This is a genomic window from Streptomyces sp. NPDC005791 (genome assembly GCF_042871485.1).
Classification (GTDB): Bacteria; Actinomycetota; Actinomycetes; order Streptomycetales; family Streptomycetaceae; genus Streptomyces.
In genome coordinates this window covers 41,000-58,383 of record NZ_JBIAIP010000020.1, presented here as the reverse complement: position 1 = coordinate 58,383, position 17,384 = coordinate 41,000, and the positions used below count along the sequence as shown (strand labels likewise).

The 17,384-nt window shown below is 71.1% G+C and carries 19 protein-coding genes; 11 read left to right on the top strand and 8 right to left on the bottom strand.

Annotated elements, in window-relative coordinates; genetic code table 11:
- Positions 1-109 precede the first annotated feature (109 nt).
- Complete coding sequence (locus ACFYSH_RS30465) at positions 110-262, bottom strand: hypothetical protein (protein ID WP_359475973.1); 153 nt, start codon at positions 260-262, stop codon at positions 110-112.
- A gap of 43 nt (positions 263-305) precedes the next feature.
- Positions 306-1,325, bottom strand: a complete 1,020-nt coding sequence (locus tag ACFYSH_RS30460; RefSeq protein WP_388756616.1) for an aldo/keto reductase — start codon at positions 1,323-1,325, stop codon at positions 306-308.
- Between the two features lie 227 nt (positions 1,326-1,552).
- Here ACFYSH_RS30460 and ACFYSH_RS30455 point away from each other — a divergent pair, with 227 nt between their 5' ends.
- Positions 1,553-2,281 (top strand): Sir2 family NAD-dependent protein deacetylase, encoded by a 729-nt coding sequence (locus ACFYSH_RS30455; RefSeq protein WP_359475967.1) that lies wholly within the window; start codon positions 1,553-1,555, stop codon positions 2,279-2,281.
- A 19-nt stretch (positions 2,282-2,300) separates the two neighbouring features.
- Here the strand turns inward: ACFYSH_RS30455 and ACFYSH_RS30450 are convergent, their stop codons facing one another.
- Complete coding sequence (locus tag ACFYSH_RS30450) at positions 2,301-3,191, bottom strand: family 16 glycosylhydrolase (RefSeq protein WP_388756612.1); 891 nt, start codon at positions 3,189-3,191, stop codon at positions 2,301-2,303.
- A complete protein-coding gene (locus ACFYSH_RS30445; protein WP_359475961.1) occupies positions 3,188-3,598 on the bottom strand; it encodes a (2Fe-2S) ferredoxin domain-containing protein in 411 nt (136 codons plus the stop codon). Before ACFYSH_RS30445 ends, ACFYSH_RS30450 begins: the two co-directional genes overlap by 4 nt.
- A 318-nt stretch (positions 3,599-3,916) precedes the next feature.
- Between ACFYSH_RS30445 and ACFYSH_RS30440 the strand changes: the two genes are divergently transcribed.
- A complete protein-coding gene (locus tag ACFYSH_RS30440; RefSeq protein ID WP_359475957.1) occupies positions 3,917-4,501 on the top strand; it encodes a TMEM165/GDT1 family protein in 585 nt (194 codons plus the stop codon).
- Positions 4,502-4,552: 51 nt separating this feature from the next.
- On the opposite strand, the gene ACFYSH_RS30435 is transcribed toward ACFYSH_RS30440, so the two are convergent.
- Positions 4,553-5,071 carry a methylated-DNA--[protein]-cysteine S-methyltransferase gene (locus ACFYSH_RS30435; RefSeq protein WP_359475954.1) on the bottom strand — a complete coding sequence of 173 codons (519 nt, stop codon included), beginning with the start codon at positions 5,069-5,071 and terminating at the stop codon, positions 4,553-4,555.
- A gap of 17 nt (positions 5,072-5,088) precedes the next feature.
- Positions 5,089-6,561, bottom strand: coding sequence for an AlkA N-terminal domain-containing protein (locus tag ACFYSH_RS30430; protein ID WP_359475952.1), 1,473 nt, complete (start codon positions 6,559-6,561; stop codon positions 5,089-5,091).
- A 270-nt stretch (positions 6,562-6,831) separates the two neighbouring features.
- Here ACFYSH_RS30430 and ACFYSH_RS30425 point away from each other — a divergent pair, with 270 nt between their 5' ends.
- Positions 6,832-8,067, top strand: coding sequence for a right-handed parallel beta-helix repeat-containing protein (locus ACFYSH_RS30425; protein ID WP_359475949.1), 1,236 nt, complete (start codon positions 6,832-6,834; stop codon positions 8,065-8,067).
- A gap of 99 nt (positions 8,068-8,166) precedes the next feature.
- On the top strand, positions 8,167-8,985 hold the full coding sequence (locus ACFYSH_RS30420; RefSeq protein ID WP_359476039.1) for a helix-turn-helix transcriptional regulator: 819 nt from the start codon (positions 8,167-8,169) through the stop codon (positions 8,983-8,985).
- Between the two features lie 8 nt (positions 8,986-8,993).
- Here the strand turns inward: ACFYSH_RS30420 and ACFYSH_RS30415 are convergent, their stop codons facing one another.
- Positions 8,994-9,362 (bottom strand): nuclear transport factor 2 family protein, encoded by a 369-nt coding sequence (locus ACFYSH_RS30415; protein ID WP_359475946.1) that lies wholly within the window; start codon positions 9,360-9,362, stop codon positions 8,994-8,996.
- Positions 9,363-9,560: 198 nt separating this feature from the next.
- Entirely contained in the window at positions 9,561-10,070 is a 510-nt protein-coding gene (locus ACFYSH_RS30410; protein ID WP_359475943.1) for a cupin domain-containing protein, read from the bottom strand.
- Positions 10,071-10,221: 151 nt separating this feature from the next.
- Between ACFYSH_RS30410 and ACFYSH_RS30405 the strand changes: the two genes are divergently transcribed.
- The 7 genes from ACFYSH_RS30405 (at position 10,222) to ACFYSH_RS30375 (ending at position 17,359) form a co-directional block, all read left to right on the top strand.
- A complete protein-coding gene (locus tag ACFYSH_RS30405; protein ID WP_388756606.1) occupies positions 10,222-10,656 on the top strand; it encodes an RrF2 family transcriptional regulator in 435 nt (144 codons plus the stop codon).
- Between the two features lie 50 nt (positions 10,657-10,706).
- Positions 10,707-11,549 carry a DsbA family protein gene (locus tag ACFYSH_RS30400; RefSeq protein WP_388756645.1) on the top strand — a complete coding sequence of 281 codons (843 nt, stop codon included), beginning with the start codon at positions 10,707-10,709 and terminating at the stop codon, positions 11,547-11,549.
- A 488-nt stretch (positions 11,550-12,037) separates the two neighbouring features.
- Entirely contained in the window at positions 12,038-13,609 is a 1,572-nt protein-coding gene (locus ACFYSH_RS30395) for an ABC transporter substrate-binding protein (protein WP_359475937.1), read from the top strand.
- Between the two features lie 39 nt (positions 13,610-13,648).
- Positions 13,649-14,689: an ABC transporter permease gene (locus ACFYSH_RS30390; protein WP_388756603.1), complete on the top strand. Its 1,041-nt coding sequence runs from the start codon at positions 13,649-13,651 to the stop codon at positions 14,687-14,689.
- A 2-nt stretch (positions 14,690-14,691) separates the two neighbouring features.
- Positions 14,692-15,579, top strand: coding sequence for an ABC transporter permease (locus ACFYSH_RS30385; RefSeq protein ID WP_359475931.1), 888 nt, complete (start codon positions 14,692-14,694; stop codon positions 15,577-15,579).
- On the top strand, positions 15,576-16,493 hold the full coding sequence (locus tag ACFYSH_RS30380; RefSeq protein ID WP_359475928.1) for an ABC transporter ATP-binding protein: 918 nt from the start codon (positions 15,576-15,578) through the stop codon (positions 16,491-16,493). Before ACFYSH_RS30385 ends, ACFYSH_RS30380 begins: the two co-directional genes overlap by 4 nt.
- Positions 16,490-17,359: an ABC transporter ATP-binding protein gene (locus ACFYSH_RS30375; protein WP_359475925.1), complete on the top strand. Its 870-nt coding sequence runs from the start codon at positions 16,490-16,492 to the stop codon at positions 17,357-17,359. Before ACFYSH_RS30380 ends, ACFYSH_RS30375 begins: the two co-directional genes overlap by 4 nt.
- The last annotated feature ends 25 nt before the right edge of the window (positions 17,360-17,384 follow it).

Here is a 17,384-nt window from a genome sequence, read left to right as displayed (position 1 = left end):
GACCTCGATCCCATTCGTCCACGCTGGTCGGGCTCCCCGTCAACGTACACAAGTCCACCTCCCGAGACGGCACTTGATGTCGTCCCGACCTGACCGGACGACGATCGGGTCAGACGCCGGTCAGTTCCTCGGCGACCCATCGCGCGACGTTGTCGGGGCAGGGCGCCGCCAGGCCCAGGACGAGGTACGGGAAGCCGGCGCCGCCGGCTTCGCCGATCGCGTCCCGGGTCGTGTCGGGGACGTCATGGGAGGCGGGCAGCACGGTCGGCCGTGCGAGGGAGGCGCGACGGGCGGCGCCCTGGCCCTCAGCGGCGCCGCAGCGCCGGGTCCAGCAGCGCGGGCGGGGTGTCGAACTTCTCGTGGGCCGCGAGATCGACACCGGGGGCGACGATCGTGTCGAGCGCGTCGAGCACATCGGCGGAGAGCACCGTGTCGGCTGCGGCGAGCTGGGCGTGCAGGTGGTCCGGTGTGCGGGGTCCGATGATCGCGCTGGTCACGGCGGGGTGCGCGGTCACGAATCCGAGCGCCAGCTGGATCATGGTCAGACCTGCCTCGTCGGCGACCGCGGCCACCTTCTCGACGGCGTCGAGCCTGGCCCGGTTGGCGGGGACGGACAGGTCGAAGCGTTCCGGCAGGATCGTGGAGCGGCTGGTGGCGACGGGGCGGCCCTCACGGACCGCGCCGGAGAGCCAGCCCGAGGCCAGCGGGCTCCACGCCAGCACCCCGAGCCCGTACTCCTCGGTCACGGGCAGCACGTCGGTCTCGATACCGCGCTGGAGGATCGAGTAGCTCGGCTGCTCGGTGACGTACCGGCCGAGGTGATGCTCGCGCGCGGCCCACTGCGCCTGCACGAGACGGTACGCGGGGAAGGTCGAGGAGCCGAAGTAGCGGATCTTCCCTGCGCGCTGCAGATCGGTCAGGGCCGACAGCGTCTCCTCGTCGCTGGTGCGCGGGTCCCAGCGGTGGATCTGGTACAGATCCACGTGGTCGACCCCGAGGCGACGCAGGCTGTTGTCCAGCTCGGTGACCAGCCAACGGCGCGAGGCTCCCTGGTGGTTGCGCTCGTCGCCGATCGGCATGCTCACCTTCGTGGCCAGCACGATGTCGTCGCGACGGCCGGCGACGGCCTTGCCGACCATCTCCTCCGACTCACCCGCGCCGTACATGTCCGCGGTGTCGATGAGGTTCACTCCGCCCTCGAGAGCGGCGTCGACGAGGGCGGTTGCCTCATCCTGCGTGGTGCGCCCGATGGCGCCGAAGTTCATCGCGCCGAGCGCGAGCGAGCTCACCTGCACGCCGGTGCGGCCCATGGTGCGGTACTGCATGACTGTGTCCCTCCGTCGCAGGTGTCCTGCGGGCGGCGCACGGCGACGGCCACAGGGCTCGCTCCGATGTCGGCGACAGGACGTCGACGACAAACGGAACGTTGCTCCGCCAACGATACGGAGCAACGTTCCGCTTATCAAGCCCAGAGGGAGGAGGAGCACGCGAGCTGTGGCGGCCTGCGCAAAAAGCCGTCGCGACGGGAGCGGGCCGTCCGTAGGCTCAGGCCATGACTCTCGTCGCGATCCTCAGCGGCGCCGGCATCTCCACGGACTCCGGCATCCCCGACTACCGTGGGCCGCAAGGACTTTGGCGGAAGGACCCGGAGGCGGAGAAACTCGTCACGTACGACTCCTACATGTCCGATCCGGAGATCCGGCGCCGCTCCTGGCAGATGCGCCGCACCAGCACGGCGTGGGGCGCGGAGCCCAACACCGCTCATCGCGCGGTGGCCGCACTGGAGAAGTCCGGCACTCCGGTACGCGTGATCACCCAGAACGTCGACGGGCTGCACCAGCTCGCCGGCCTGTCCCCCCGCAAGGTCGTCGAACTCCACGGCACGGCACACGGGGTCGTCTGCACCCGGTGCCATGCCCGGTCGGGCATGGCGGAGGCGCTGGCCCGTGTCGAAGCCGGTGAGGCGGACCCGCCGTGCGCGGTCTGCGGCGGGATCCTGAAGGCGGCGACGGTGATGTTCGGTGAACGCCTGGATCCGCAGGTGCTGGCCGAGGCGATGGCGATCACCAAGGCGAGTCAGGTGTTCATCGCCGTGGGTACGACGCTGCAGGTGCAGCCCGCCGCCTCGCTGGCCGGTATCGCCGTGGAGCACGGGGCCCGGCTCGTCGTGGTCAACGCCGAGCCGACCCCGTACGACGCGCTGGCCGCGGAGACCGTCCGCGAACCCATCGGGACGGCGCTGCCCGCCCTGCTGGAGAGGCTGGCAGCAGACCCGGCCTGAGTGTTCCTCTCGCGGACCGTTACGCGCGGCCCTTGCCGTAGAAGCGCACGTAGTCGACCGTCATCGTCGCGGGGGACGGCGTCGAGCTGTCGGGAGGGCCGGGCCAGTCGCCGCCGACGGCAACGTTGAGCAGCAGGTGCATGTCCTGTTCGAAGACCCAGTCCCGTGGCGCGGGCAGCTTCGACGGGGTCAACGTGAAGTACGGCTCGCCGTCGACGGACCAGGTGATGCGGCGCGGTTGCTTGTCGACGGCGTAGGTGTGGAACGCCTGCGACGCGTCGGCCGCGAGGGTGGTGGAGCCGTCGATTCCGTCCTCGTTGAAGTAGGTCGGCCCGTGCGCGGTGCCGTACACCGTGCGGGGCTCTCCGCCGACCACCTCACAGATGTCGATCTCACCCTGTCCGGGCCATTCGACCCCGTTGTCGCCCAGCATCCAGATCGCCGGCAGCAGTCCCGTGCCGGTGGGCATCTTCGCGCGGATCTCCACGCGTCCATGGGTGAGCGCGACCTTTCCCGCAGTGGTCAGACGGGCCGACGTCCAGGTGCAGAACTCCTGCGTGTAGCAGGGCAGCTCGGACGCGGCGGGGGCCGGCCGCGCCGAGATCGCGAGATGACCCCCGCCGTCGAGAGCGGAGTTGGCCGCGTCGTCCGTGTAGTACTGCAGCTCGTCGTTGCCCCACCCCTCGGCGTCCCGGTTCCCGGTTTCGGTGGTCCAGAACCTCTCCGGCGGGCGACTGCCCGCCTTTCCGTCGAACTCGGCGTGCCAGAAGGGCCGCTCGTCGCTCCGGGGAGATTGCGCGGGTGCCGGGACGGGCCCGCATCCGCTCAGCAGCCCGCCCAGCGCCAGCACCAGGGCCAGGCGGGTGCACCGGTCCCCCACGCTGTTCCTGCCGTGCGTCCGGAGCCTCACGATCCCTCGCCGTCCAGTCCCGCGCGGATCCGGCGGGAAGGGCTGAACGCGTACAGGTCCAGGATCTCCGGCGGGTCCACGAGGCCGGGCCCGCCCTCCGCCGCCCAGGCGGCGATGTCGGCGACGGCGTGCGGATCGTTGACCAGCCCGAGCCAGACGGGACGGCCGCCCGCGCGCCGGCCCTCGGCCGAGGGCTGTACGACGATGACGTTGCCGTGCTCGCACGCGTCCAGGCACTGCACCGCGCGCACGGTCGCTGCCCCGTCGAGGGACTGCCGCAACTGCGCGAGCTGGCCGGCGTGGTCCACGCCGGGGATCTTGGGGGTGCCGCAGCAGCACCCCCGGCAGACGCTCACCGTGGGCCGGGAAGGACCGGTCCCGGCGGCCTTACGCGGTCGGCGGCTCATGCGGGGACGCTCCCGGCGGCGGCGTGGTTGATCACCGTAGGACTGTACCGAGCCGCTTCCCCGCAGGTCCGGTGGGGTATCGTGGACGGCTGCGAAGGGGAGTAGCCCCGCAAACCGGTCGTCGACACACTGGAGCCCTCGGGTTCCCGGTGGCCGGGCTCGTAGATGCTTACGGGTGGGCGAGACCTTCGGTCAGGTATGACACACCCGCGCCCAGCGGGTGCTGCGGTCATGCCGGGCCGAGTGGTCCTCCCGAAAGAGCCCGAGTGGTACTTCGCGGAAGGCCCGGGGCCCGGCTCTCACAGAAAGCCACCCGGAATGCATCTCGACCCCCTGGCGATCCTCACCGCCTTCGGGCTGATCTTCCTCGCGGAGCTCCCCGACAAGACGATGTTCGCCTCGCTGGCCATGGGCACACGCATGCGCCCGCTGTACGTCTGGTTCGGTACGTCGTCCGCGTTCATCGTGCACGTCGCCATCGCGGTCGGAGCGGGCGGGCTGATCGGTCTGCTTCCCGACTGGACCGTCAAGCTGGTCTCGGCCGCCCTCTTCGCCTTCGGCGCGTTCATGCTGCTGCGCAGCGGTGGTGACGACGACGACGAGGACGCGGAGATCAAGACCGTCACAGGATTCTGGCCGGTCTACTCGACCGCCTTCATGGCGGTGTTCATCAGCGAGTGGGGCGATCTGACCCAGATCACCACCGCGAACCTCGCCGCGAGCAACGGCGCCTGGTCCACCGCCATCGGGGCCGCCGCCGCCCTCATGTCGGTGTCCGCGCTGGCGCTGCTGGCGGGCAGGTTCATCGCCAAGCGGGTGCCGCTGAAGACGGTGCAGCGCATCGGCGGTCTGTGCATGCTCGCGCTCGCGATCTGGTCGGTCGTCGAGATCTTCACCGGCTGAGCGGGCGCGGCCGGGGGCCGGGGCCGGACGCCCCGGCACCTCCGCCCGGGCTCAGAACAGGGCCGGGACCTCACCCTCCGCTCCCCGCTCGAAGGCGAGCAGCCGCTGCTTGCGATCCAGCCCGCCGCCGTATCCCGTTAGGCTCCCCGAGGCTCCGATGACACGGTGGCAGGGCACGATGATCCCGACCGGATTCCTGCCGTTGGCTAGGCCCACCGCACGGGAGGCGCCAGGCTTGCCGAGGCGGCCGGCCAGCTCTCCGTAGGAGCGGGTCTCGCCGTACGGGATACGTACGAGCTCGGCCCAGACCTCGCGCTGGAAGGCCGTGCCGTGCAGACGGAGCGGGAGGTCGAATGCCGTCAGCGCGCCCGCGAAGTAGGCGTCCAGCTGGCGGACCGTCTCGCCGAAGGGCCGCGGGTCGGGTACGCCGAAGGTCTCCTCGGGCGGCCGGTGCCGCTGTCCGGTCATGTACAGACCGGACAGCACACCGTCGGTCGCGACCAGGGTGAGCGCCCCGTACGGGCTGTCGACGACCGTGTGCTGCCTGGTCGTCGTGGGCGTGGTGGTCATGGTCCGTCCTTTCACCTTCAGGCGGGCAGATGGTTGATGGGGTGGTTGTCGACCGTCCACAGATACTGCACGGCATAAGCCCGCCAGGGGCGCCACTCGGATGCGCGTGCGGTGAGGGCGGCGGGGGTCGCCGGGAGGCCGAGGTGTCCGGCCGCCCTGCGGATGCCGAGGTCGGTGGGGAGGAACGCGTCCGGGTCGCCGAGGGCCCGCATGGCGATGACCTCGATCGTCCAGGGGCCGAAGCCCGGCAGTGCGGCCAGTTCCGCGCGGGTCTTGTCCCAGTCGCTGCCCTCGCCCAGGTCCAGGGACCCGTCGGCGAGCGCGGCCACGAGAGTGGTGAGCGTGGTGCGGCGGCTGCGCGGCAGGGCGAGCGCCTCGGGGTCGAGGCCGGCCAGTGCGTCCGGGGCGGGGAAGAGGTGGGTCAGCCCGCCTTCCGGGTCCTCCACGGGAGTGCCGTGGGCGCCGACCAGCCGGGCCGCGTGGGTGCGGGCGGCGGCGGTGGAGACCTGCTGGCCGAGCACCGCGCGTACGGCGAACTCGGCGGCGTCGACCGTACGCGGAACCCGGCGCCCCGGAGCCACGTCGACCAGCGGGGCGAGCAGCGGATCCGCGCGCAGTCGGTCGTCCACGGCGACCGGGTCGGCGTCCAGGTCGAGGAGTCTGCGGCAGCGGCTGATGGCCTGGGTGAGGTCGCGGGGGTCGGTGAGAAGAAGCCGGCAGTCGATGTGGCCGGGCCGCGGGGACAGCGACACGATGCCGTGCCCGTGCGGGAGGGTGAGTGTGCGGCGGTAGGCGCCGTCGCGCCATTCCTCGACGCCGGGGACAGCGGTGACGGCGAGGTGCCCGAAGAGGTTGCTCGGGTCGAGCGGGGCGCGGTACGGGAGCCGGAGAGTTATGACCCCCGGGGCCACGGGCTCACGGGCTCCGCGTTCCGCCCGGGTGCGCAGTTCGCCCGGGGCGAGCGCGAAGACCTCCCGCACGGTGTCGTTGAACGTACGGATCGATGCGAACCCGGCCGCGAACGCCACCTCGGCCATGGGCAGTCCGGTCGTCTCGATCAGTACCCGGGCGGTCTGGGCCCGCTGCGACCTGGCCAGCGCGAGCGGGCCCGCGCCGAGCTCCGCGAGGAGCTGGCGCTCGACCTGCCGGGCGGAGTAGCCGAGCCGGGCGGCGAGCCCCTGTACGCCTTCCCGGTCGACGACGCCGTCCTGGATGAGCCGCATGGCCCGGGCGACGGAGTCGGCGCGGGCGTTCCACTCCGGGGAGCCGGGGCTGGTGTCGGGCCGGCATCTCTTGCAGGCGCGGAACCCGGCCTGCTGGCACGCGGCGGCGCTGGGATAGAAGGTCATGTTCCGGGCCTTCGGTGCCACCACCGGGCAGCTGGGCCGGCAGTAGATCCGGGTGGTCAGGACCGCCGTGAAGAACCAGCCGTCGAAGCGGGCGTCCTTCGACTGGACGGCCCTCACGCAGCGCTCGGTGTCGGTGTGCATGGTCCAAGCATCGGGCACGGAGTGGCCGGGCGGCTGGCGGAAATCCGACATGGACCTCGCGAGGAGACCCGACACGGACCACACGGCGGGACCATCCGTTGCGTTCATGTCGGTGAACCGCAATCACGTACAGATGTATTGACGCGCTCACGACACGGGCCTACGGTCCGTAGAAAGCGCTTGCCCCCCACCCGGTGTGGCCCGGTGGCCCGGCCGTTCGGAGGAACGAACCGGCAGGGCCGCCGCACCGACCCGACCTGGAGACGAACGATGCAGAAGAAGCCCCTCATCGCGTGTGTCGGCCTGCTGGCCGGCTCCGCCCTCGCGTTGTCCGGCACCGTGGCGCAGGCCACGGCCACCCCCGGTGGTTCCCCCCTCGGGTCCGGCGCGGTCGGTGCCCCGGCCGCCGTGGCCGCCGACGCCCTGTACGTGGCGCCCGACGGCAAGGACGACGCGGCCGGCACCGAGTCGGACCCGACGACGCTCCCCTCGGCCATCAGCCGCGTCACCTCCGGCGGGACGGTCTACCTGCGCGGCGGGACGTACGAGTACTCCGAGACGGTCACCATCCCGCCGGGCGAGGACGGCACCTCGAGTGCCCGCACCACGCTCGCCGCCTACCCGGACGAGAAGCCGGTCCTGAACTTCTCGGCCATGCCGGAGGACCCGGCCAACCGCGGACTCGCCGTGAACGGTGCGTACTGGCACATCGACGGCATCGTCGTCGAGCACGCCGGTGACAACGGCATCTTCGTCGGCGGCAGCAACAACGTCATCGAACACGTCGTGACGCGCTTCAACCACGACTCGGGCCTGCAGATCTCCCGGATCGCCTCCGACACCCCGGACGACGAGTGGCCCGCGAACAACCTCATCCTGAGCTCGGAGTCGCACGACAACGCCGACTCCGACGGGGAGGACGCCGACGGGTTCGCCTCCAAGCTCACCTCGGGCCCCGGAAACGTCTTCCGCCACACCGTGGCGCACCACAACATCGACGACGGCTGGGACCTCTACACCAAGTCGGAGACGGGCCCCATCGGCCCGGTGACCATCGAGGACTCCCTCGCCTACGACAACGGCACCCTGTCCGACGGGACCGTGAACTCCGACGGCGACCGCAACGGCTACAAGCTCGGCGGCGACGACATCGAGGTCGACCACATCGTCCGGCGCAACATCGCCTACGACAACGGCCACCACGGATTCACCTACAACAGCAACCCCGGCTCGATGACGGTGTCGGGCAACGTCAGCATCGACAACGCCGAACGCAACTTCTCCTTCGACAGGGGTACTTCGGTGTTCCGCGACAACGTCTCCTGCCGCAGCGACGACGGCTCCAACGACAAGACGGTGGGCGACGCGGACAGCTCCAACCAGTTCTGGACCGGCTCGAACGGCTCGTCCTGCTCGGCCTACGCCGGTGCGATGGACTGGTCGTTCGCCTCGGACGGCTCCCTGGCCGTGACCTTCGGAGGCGACAAGGTGACGCCGCAGCCGTAGCCACCGACTCCTCCGCGGCGAGCGTGCGTGCCAGACGTCGCCAGCCAGGCGGGACTTTCGAAACACGCCCTAGTACCGTCCCGGCCATGAACGACTGCCATGGCCGGGACGGTCGATGACGTGAACGCCGGAAGCCTGCTGCGGGGCTGGCGCAAGCTGCGAGGCATCACCCAGCTCGAACTGGCCCTCAGAGCCGACAGTTCCGCACGCCACATCAGCTTCATCGAGACCGGCCGGTCCACGCCGAGCCGGTCCATGGTGTTGCATCTCGCCGAGCACCTCGACGTGCCCGTACGGGACCGCAACGCGCTGCTCGTGGCGGCGGGTTACGCCCCCTCGTATCCGGAGACAGCGCTGACCGCACCGGCGATGACGACACTGCGGACCGGGCTGGACCAGCTGCTGACCGCCTACGAGCCCTTTCCCGCCCTGGTGATGGACGGGATGTACGACGTGGTGGCCGCGAACAAGGGCGTGCGACTGCTGCTCGACGGGGTGGCCGGTCACCTGCTGCGGCCGCCCATGAACGCCATGCGTCTGACGCTGCATCCGCAGGGCCTGGCCCCGCGGATCCGCAACCTGGGCGAATGGCGTGGCCACCTCCTGGAACGGATGGAGCGGCAGGCCGCACTGCGTTCCTCCGACGCCCTGCGCGGCCTTTACGAGGAGGTGGCCGCCTATCAGGCCCCCGCGGGCGACACGGCTACCGGTCCGGGCGAGCGTACGGACGGGCGGGCCCCGGCGGCCCACCCGTACGCACTGCCGCTCCGGATCGAGGCGGGCGGCCGGGTGCTGTCCTTCATCTCGACGGCGACGACGTTCAACACACCGATGGATGTGACCGTTGCCGAGTTGGCGGTCGAGACGTTCCTGCCCGCGGACACGGAGACCGCCGCTGCCCTTCAGCAGGCCGGCTGAGGGAGAGGTCACGCCCCCGGCAGGCGGTCCAGGAAGCCGGCGACGCTGCTGATGCGGCCGTCGTCGGCGAGCCTGATCACGTCGAAGCCGGCGGCGGGAGCGGACCCGTCGGCGGTGGAGACCAGGTCCCATGTGAAGCGCACCAGGTCGTGATGGGCGTCGGGCGTACCGGTGGGCTCGAACGCGAAGCCGGGGAACTGCTGGTGGGCGCCCGTGATCGCCGCAGCGATCCCCTCGTGCCCCTTCGCCTCACCCAACGGGTCGGTGTAGGTGCCGTCCTCGGTGAACGCGGCAGCGACTGCCTTCGCCAGATCCTCGGAGGTGGCAGCGTTCCAAGCGGTGAAGTAGCGCGCGACGGCGTCCTCGTGCATGGTCACAACGGTGTCCTTTCGTCTCTGCGGGTGCGCCGGACGGCGCGCCTGCGGCAAGCGCCGTGCTTCCCGCCTCACCGGCGGGCAGCCTGGCCGGGCGGCGGCTCACCGGCTGTGTGCCGCCCCTTGCCTTGCGCTCCGCAGCCTGCCGCAACCGTCGCAGAGGGTCGATTACCGCTGAGGTAATCTCCGGGACAGGGCCCGTCAGGCGTTCGCGTCGAGGTCCAGGGCGTACAGACGCGGCAGGTTGACCACGATCGCCTCCTGGGTGCTGCGGGCGATGACGACCACGGCCTCCTCGGTGGGGTCCGGGTTCTCCTCGCGGTGCGGCACGAACGGCGGGACGAAGATGTAGTCGCCCGGTGAGGTGCGCAGCCGCACCTCCTCCGGCTCGTCCCCCGAGTCGTCCAGGAAGACGAACTCCGGGTGTCCGCCGACCACGTGGATGGCGGTCTCGGACTCGCCGTGATGGTGGTCGGAGGACGCGGTCGCGGGGGCGACGTGGGTCTGGCCCATCCACAGCTTCTCGGAACCCACGGTCCTGCCGCTGACGGCACTGAATCTCCGCATGCCTCCGGTCTGTGCCGTGTCTCCGTCCAGCGCGTCCGCGCGGATGTGGTGCAGACGGGCGCGCAGGGGTGCCGCCGCGCGGCCCGGGGTCTCGTGGAGGTGAGGGTGGAACCCTTCTCCGGGGGTCGTCAACGGCTCGCTCATGGCAGGGACGTTAGGTCGGCGGCAAAAAGGATGTCAAGAGGTGTCCTTTCCCCTTCACCTGCGGCAATGTTCCCGCAATGTACGGCGCGACGCAGTCGGGGGACGGCCGGAAGTGCCCGGCCGCGGCGCACGGCCGGGGCATGATGTGCGCATGCATATCTCCGCGAAGGCGGACTACGCCACGCGCGCCCTCCTGGAGCTCGCGAGTGATCCCCGCCGTCCGCTCTCCTGCGAAGCCATCGCCTCCTCGCAGGAGATCCCGTTCAGGTTCTTGAAGTCCGTGGTGGGCGAGCTGCGCAGGGCAGGTCTGGTGCGCAGCCAGCGCGGCTGCGAGGGCGGTTACTGGCTCGGCAGACCTGCCGGGGAGATCACCCTCCTCGATGTCGTGCGCGCCGTCGACGGTGAGCTGATCACGCTCCGGGGCGAGTCGCTGAGGGGGCTCGACTACCCGGGCCCCGCAGTGGGTCTGCCCGGGGTGTGGAGGCGGGTCGAGGCGGATGCCGCAGCGGTCCTCGGAGGACTGACCCTGGCCTCGCTGCTGCCCGCCGAGGCGCGCGAACAGCCCTCCGCGATCGGTGCCGCGTGACCGGCGGACCGGACGCGCCGCCGGTGGAGGTGGTGGAATACACCGACCCCATGTGCCCCTGGGCCTGGGGGTCGGAGCCCGCCTTCCGCAGACTGCGGACCGCGCTGGCCGGCCGGGTCCACTGGCGGCGGGCGTACGCGATCCTTTTCGACGACGAGGACGACCCGGCGCCCGATCCGGCGGCCGAAACCGCGTACTACGCCGACTACGTCGAGAGGATCAGCGTGCACACCCGAGCCCCGCGGGCGGCCCGGCTGAGCCGCGTCGCGGCGAGCTCCTGGCCGTCGTCGCTCGTGGCCGGGGCCGCCGAGCTCCAGGGGGCCGATGTGGCCGACCGGGTCCTGCGACGGCTGCGGGAGACCGTCTTCGTCCTGGGCGAGCCGGCGGACACCATGGAGGGCGCGATGGCCGCCACGCTCAGCGTCCCGGGCCTGGACCCGGACCGGCTGAGGACCGACGCGGCCTCGTCCGGCGTGCTGGAGCGGGTGCACGCCGACCGTGCGGAGGCGCGGCGCCCGGTCCCCGAAGTCCTGTCCGTACAGAGCGGGTCACCGCACCCCGGCACCGCCAAGGAGACCCCCGACGGCGGGTACCGCTACGCGCTGCCGACGCTCCTGCTGCGCGCCCCGGCGGGGTATCGCGCGGTCCCCGGCTGGCGGTCGTACGGGGCGTACGCGGCTGCCGTCGGCGAGCTCTGCCCGGGGCTTCTCGACCTCTCCGCGCCGCTCTCCCCCGCCGAGGCACTGGAGCGGCACCGGAGCCTCACCGGACCGGACCGAGGCCTGCTGGCGGAGGGCGCGTGGCCTCCGCCGGGAGCGGTCCCCCTGGAGACGGCGAACGGCCTCCTCTGGCTGCACCCCGACGAGGCGTCAGCCCACCCTGCTTTCGGTTGAGTTGGTCGCCGCACCTCCCTGAGCTGCGGTTGAGTCCCGTCCCGCTGAATGAGACACCAATGGGTGTCCATTGACAGCGCAGGAAGGCTGCCGCCAGGATGAGCCCATGCTCACGACGCACCCCGGTGTGGTGTGCCGCTACGTGGACCTGCGGCGCACCTCCAGCGCACTCTGTCGCTGACCGCCCACCGCCCACGCTCCACAGGCACTGCCTGAGCTCTGTCGGCAGCACCGGCTGTCCGCCGACCCGCGCCTGTGCCCCGCGTCGGCTCCCCGCCTTCCGTCGTACCCTTCCGTCGCATCCCCGATCGGGGCCTTGAGTTCCTCGACGCCCTTGCCCGGGCCCGCACCTGCCCAGCCGTGCGCGACGCCCTCGACGACGCGTGCCCGCATACGCGACGACGGTTTTGTGCGAGTGCCGCGCCTCCCTCCGCGCCCCCCGCCTCCTCCTGCCCTGCTCCGGGCCGGGACTCATCAGAGAGAACGAGATGCCCGCACGAGTCACGATCCGACACCGACCGGACGCCCGGTCGGCCCGAAGGGCGGGCGGCCTGAGGGTCGCCGCCCTCGGAACCGCCTTCATCGCCCTGTTCGTGCCGGCTCTGAGCGCCTGCGGCGGCAGCGCCTCGTCGTCGGCCAGTGGCGCCACCCTCAAATGGGCCTCCTCCTACTTCCCGGGCCACTGGGACCCGGTGGTGGGGGGAAGCGGCGCACAGTTCCGCCAACTCGCGCTCATCTACGCCTCGTTGACGCGCACCGACGAGGAGGGCAAGGCGGTCCCGGACCTTGCCGAGAGCTGGGAGTACAACGAGAAGGGCGACCGGATCACCTTCCACGTGCGCCCCGGGCTGAAGTTCAGCGACGGTCAGCCGGTCGACGGCGCGGCCGTGAAGGCCGCGATCGAGCGGGCGCAGAAGCAGAAGAACTCCGCGTTGTTCGGCGACCTGACGTCCATCGGTTCCGTGAAGGCCGACGGGCTGGACGCCACGCTCGACCTCACCCAGGTCGACTACCAGATACCGCAGTTGCTCGGGGAGCGCGTCCTGCAGATTGCCAGCCCGAAGGCGGCCGAGAACCCCGCGAAGCTGGACCAGGCCCCTGTCGGAGCCGGGCCGTTCGTCATCGACCAGCTGATCCCGGGCACCAAGGCAATCCTGCGGAAGAACCCCGACTACTGGGACGCGAAGAACATCCACATCGACCACGTCGAGCTGGTATCCGCACCCGATGCCTCCACCGTGGTCTCGGGTCTCCAGACCGGTGTCTACAACTTCGCCGACCTCGACCCGAGCCAGGCCGCCGCCGCCGAGAAGGCGGGCCTGGACGTGTTCTCCCAGCCCGGCTTCAATGCCTCCAACATCAGCCTGAACGTCAACAAGGCGCCGTTCAACGACGACAGGGTCGTCGACGCGCTCCGCTACGCGGTCAACCGCGAGGAGTTCGTCGACAAGCTGACGTTCGGTCATGGCGAGACCACCGACCAGCCCTTCCCCAAGGGGTACGAGGCCTACGACTCCGAGTCGGAGAACGCCTACCCGTACGACCCGGCGAAGTCGAAGAAGCTCCTGGCCGAGGCGGGCCACGAGCCCGGTGACATCAAGCTGAACCTGGTCATCCCGGCGGAGGATCCGCAGGCCGAGATCGTCCAGTCGCAGCTGGCGGCCGTGGGCATCAAGGTCACCATCAAGATCGACAAGAACTGGGCCACCCCGTTCTTCGCCAAGGACCTGGCCTTCTCCCTGTACTCGACGACGGGCCGCGACTCCGCGGTGCAGACCCTCACCGCCCACTTCGGTCCGAACGGCCCGCTGAATCTGAGCACTCCGTACGAGCCGGAGGGCTTCGAGGAGGCCGTCGCCAAGGTCCGTCAGACACCTCTGGACGCACCCGACTACCGGCGGGTGCTCCAGGCGGCGACGCGTGCGGGCCTGGAGAGCAGGGCCCTGATCTTCACCTTCTCGTCGCCCAACCTCTTCGCCAAGAGCAAGGCGCTCTCCGATCTGCCGAAGAACCCCGCCCACATCGACTGGACCGGCGTGAAGATCGCCGGCGGCTCCTGACCGTCCCGTCCACCACTGCAGAAAGGGGGAGGAAGCCCCATGACGACGACCACACCGGAGCTCACGCCGGAGCGCGTCACTCCTGAGCGCGGCCGGGTCCCCACGACCAGGGCGCGGCATGCGGCGGGGCGGATGGCTGCGGCCCTCGGCCGGTCGGTCGCGATCTTCGTGCCGGTGTTCCTGGTGGCGACCTTCGTGACGTTCGCGCTGCGGTCCATGAGCGGGCTCAGTCCGGCGCGCATCCAGCTGGGCGAGGAGGCGACCCCCGAGGCGATCCGGCGCGTCGAGGCCGAGTGGGGGCTCGACAAGTCCTTTCTTACCCAGTACTGGGACTGGTTCAGTGGGGTCCTGCACGGACAGCTCGGCACCAGCTGGGTCAACGGGGCCGACATCTCGACACTGATCGGCCTCGGCCTGGGGGTGAGCCTCTCGGTCGCGACCTTCGCGCTGGTGATCGGTGTGGCCGTGGGCTTCCTCCTCGGCACGGTGGCGGCGCTCCGGCGCACCACCGTCGTGGACCGGGCCATCACCGGATTCGTCACCGTGATCTCGGTGATGCCTGCCTTCGTCGTGGGCATCGTGCTCGTTGCGGCCCTCGCGGTGGGACTCGGTCTGTTCCCCTCGGCCGGTTACATCCCGGCCGAACAGGGTGTCGGTCCCTGGCTCGCCCACATCACGCTCCCGGCGCTCGCGCTGAGCTTCGATGTCATCGCCGACGTGGCCCGCCAGTTGCGGTCCAGCCTCATCGCGGCCTACGGCGAGAACTACGTGACGGGCGCGGTGGTCCGAGGCCTGAGCCCACGGCGGATCTTCTTCGCCCACGTCCTGCGCAACGGCCTCGGGCCGGCCCTCGCGACGGTCGGACAGAAGTTCCCGGCGCTGGTGGGTGCCTCCGTGGTCACGGAGTGGATCTTCGGCCTCCAGGGCTTCGGCCGGTTCGCCAACGACTCGGCCCAGGCCGGTGACGTGCCGGCGGTGCAGGGCGTGCTCGTGGTGTCGATCGTGCTGGTCGTCTCCTTCAACCTGATCATCAACCTGGTGCTGGCGCGTGTGATGCCGGCATCCCAGCGGGGGGTTTGACGATGATGCGCCGCATCCTCTCACTCACATCCGGCCGGATCGCCGTGGTGATCCTCGTACTGGTCGCCCTGCTCGCCGTCTGCGGCCCGTGGCTCGCCCCGCAGGATCCCCTGGCCACCAGCGACAACACGCTCGCGTCGGCCTCGGGCGCGCATTGGCTGGGGACGGACTACCTGGGCCGCGACGTGTTCAGCCGCCTCCTGGACGGGTCGCGGATCAGCGTGCTCGGGTCCCTGGAGGTCGCGCTGACGGCCCTCGTCGTCGGCGCCGTCCCCGGCATCCTGTCGGTCTACTCGGGCCGGGTCTTCGAATGGCTGACCCTCCGTCTGGCCGACACCCTGGTCGCCCTGCCGTTCATGCTGTTCGCCATCGCCGTGATCGCGCTGCTCGGCAACGGAATCACGCAGGCCATGCTCGTCACGGGCGCACTGGTCTCACCGCTCTTCTACCGGGTGTCGCGCGCCGCGACGCTGGCCGTGGCCCGCTCGCCGTACGTGGAGGCCGCGATCGTCTCCGGCGCCTCGATCGGCTGGGTCGTACGCCGTCATGTATGGGTCAAGGTGCTCCCGCCGATCGCGGTGGCGCTCGCCCAGACCATCGGCGTGGGCTTCGTCATCGTCTCCAGCCTGACCTTCCTCGGCATCGGAGTGCAGCCCCCGGCTCCCACCTGGGGCGGTCTGCTCGCCTCCGACCTCGGCTACCTCAGCCACCAGCCCTGGGCGCCGGTGGCGCCCGCCCTGCTGATCATGGTCACCGTCTGGGCGTGCAACCTGCTCGCCGACGCCATCCGCGACGTCTCCGGTGAGGCGGGCCGGGCCCTGGCCGACCGGCGCAAGGCCCGGGCCCGCACCGGCACATCCGCCCCCGTCCCCGTGGGAGGCTCCCGATGAGGACCCTGTCCCAGAACACCGTCCCCGACCGCACCGAGGAGTCGGCGCCCGCCGGGACCGCTAATCCAGCCGCACCGACCGCTCCCCCGGTGGTCGCGGTCCGCGACGTGCACATCACCGACCGGGTCACCGACCGTGAGATCGTCCACGGCGTCGGTTTCGAACTCACCCCCGGCAAGGCGGTCGGCATCGTCGGCGAGTCCGGCAGCGGCAAGACCCTGACCTGCCGGGCCGTCCTCGGCATCCTGCCCCCGCACTTCGAGGTCTCCGGCGGTTCGGTCGAGATCGACGGCACCGACATCGCGACCCTGACGCCCCGGCAGTGGACCGCCCTGCGCGGCACCACGATCGGTGCCGTCTTCCAGGACCCGGCGTCGTATCTCAACCCGTCGATCCGCGTGGGTGCTCAGATAGCCGAGGTCATCCGGGTCAAGAAGGGCGTGAAGCGGCGCGAGGCGCGCCGGCAGGCCCTCGGTCTCCTCAGGGCGGTACGGCTGCGGGACCCGGAGCTGGTCTACGGCCAGTACACCTACGAGCTGTCGGGGGGCATGCTCCAGCGCGTCCTGATCGCGGCCGCCATCGCCGTCGAGCCGCGGGCCCTCATCGCCGACGAGGCCACGACGGCCCTCGACGTCACGGTCCAGGCCGAGATCCTCGACCTGCTGGCCGAACTGCGCGAGCGCACCGGCCTGGCGCTCGTCGTCGTCTCCCACGACCTGGCCGTGGTCGCCCAGTTGTGTGACGAGGTCCTGGTCATGCGGCAGGGCGAGGTGGTGGAGCAGGGTCCGACGCGGTCGGTGCTGCACGATCCGCAGCACGCGTACACCCGGTTCCTGATGGCCGAGCACGAGCAGTACGGCCTGGACACGTTCCTGAACCCGAAGGGCCGCGAAGACCCCGAGGAGGCGTCATGACCACCGCGTCGCCGGAAGCGAGGACCGCCGGTCCGGAGGAGGCACCCTCCCCCGTCCTGGCCGTCGAGGATCTCGAAGTCCGCTACGGCCGGGGACGCCGCGGCCGGAGCGCCCTGCGAGGGGTCACGCTGAGCGTCGCGCCCGGGGAGACCGTCGGCGTCATCGGCGAGACGGGCTCCGGAAAGTCCACTCTGGCCCGCGCCGTGCTCGGCCTCGTGCGCACCTCGGCCGGCTCGATCCGGGTCGGCGGCGAGGAGGTGACCGGCTACGGCAACCGCCGCTGGCGCGCCCTGCGCCGCAGGGGCATCGTCCAGTACGTCTTCCAGGACCCGCTGCGGAGCCTCGACCCGGACCTCACCGTCGAGGACTCCCTGACCGAACCGCTGCTCATCCAGGAGGTGCCGCGTAAGGAGGCGGCGGAACGGGCCCGCGCGTTCCTCGACCGGGTCCACCTGTCCGCGGATCTGCTCGGGCGGATGCCCGGCGAGCTCTCCGGCGGCCAGCGCCAGCGTGTCGCCGTGGCCCGCGCCCTGGTCACGGAGCCCTCCCTGGTCATCCTCGACGAGCCGGTCAGTGCCCTGGACTCCGCCAACCGCGTACAGGTCCTGGAGATACTCAAGGAGCTCCGCGCCGCCGGGACGTCCCTCGTCTTCATCTCCCACGACCTCGGTTCCATCGCCGGGACCGCAGACCGCGTCGCCGTGCTCTACAGGGGGGAGCTCGTCGAGGTGGGCTCCGCCCGTGACGTCATCAACCACCCGCGGCACGTGTACACGCGGCTGCTCGTCGGCTCCGCGCCGACGCTGCACTCGCGGACCGCCGACCGCTCCGAGCGAGAGGCCCTGCGCGCACAGCTGACCGGCTGACCGGCTGACCGCAGAGCGCCTCCGC

Coding starts and splice junctions, on each gene's coding strand:
- ACFYSH_RS30460 (WP_388756616.1), bottom strand. CDS start 1,325: ATGCAGTACCGCACCATGGGCCGCACCGGCGTGCAGGTGAGCTCGCTC.
- ACFYSH_RS30455 (WP_359475967.1), top strand. CDS start 1,553: ATGACTCTCGTCGCGATCCTCAGCGGCGCCGGCATCTCCACGGACTCC.
- ACFYSH_RS30445 (WP_359475961.1), bottom strand. CDS start 3,598: ATGAGCCGCCGACCGCGTAAGGCCGCCGGGACCGGTCCTTCCCGGCCC.
- ACFYSH_RS30440 (WP_359475957.1), top strand. CDS start 3,917: ATGCATCTCGACCCCCTGGCGATCCTCACCGCCTTCGGGCTGATCTTC.
- ACFYSH_RS30435 (WP_359475954.1), bottom strand. CDS start 5,071: ATGACCACCACGCCCACGACGACCAGGCAGCACACGGTCGTCGACAGC.
- ACFYSH_RS30430 (WP_359475952.1), bottom strand. CDS start 6,561: ATGCACACCGACACCGAGCGCTGCGTGAGGGCCGTCCAGTCGAAGGAC.
- ACFYSH_RS30425 (WP_359475949.1), top strand. CDS start 6,832: ATGCAGAAGAAGCCCCTCATCGCGTGTGTCGGCCTGCTGGCCGGCTCC.
- ACFYSH_RS30420 (WP_359476039.1), top strand. CDS start 8,167: ATGGCCGGGACGGTCGATGACGTGAACGCCGGAAGCCTGCTGCGGGGC.
- ACFYSH_RS30410 (WP_359475943.1), bottom strand. CDS start 10,070: ATGAGCGAGCCGTTGACGACCCCCGGAGAAGGGTTCCACCCTCACCTC.
- ACFYSH_RS30405 (WP_388756606.1), top strand. CDS start 10,222: ATGCATATCTCCGCGAAGGCGGACTACGCCACGCGCGCCCTCCTGGAG.
- ACFYSH_RS30400 (WP_388756645.1), top strand. CDS start 10,707: ATGTGCCCCTGGGCCTGGGGGTCGGAGCCCGCCTTCCGCAGACTGCGG.
- ACFYSH_RS30395 (WP_359475937.1), top strand. CDS start 12,038: ATGCCCGCACGAGTCACGATCCGACACCGACCGGACGCCCGGTCGGCC.
- ACFYSH_RS30390 (WP_388756603.1), top strand. CDS start 13,649: ATGACGACGACCACACCGGAGCTCACGCCGGAGCGCGTCACTCCTGAG.
- ACFYSH_RS30385 (WP_359475931.1), top strand. CDS start 14,692: ATGATGCGCCGCATCCTCTCACTCACATCCGGCCGGATCGCCGTGGTG.
- ACFYSH_RS30380 (WP_359475928.1), top strand. CDS start 15,576: ATGAGGACCCTGTCCCAGAACACCGTCCCCGACCGCACCGAGGAGTCG.
- ACFYSH_RS30375 (WP_359475925.1), top strand. CDS start 16,490: ATGACCACCGCGTCGCCGGAAGCGAGGACCGCCGGTCCGGAGGAGGCA.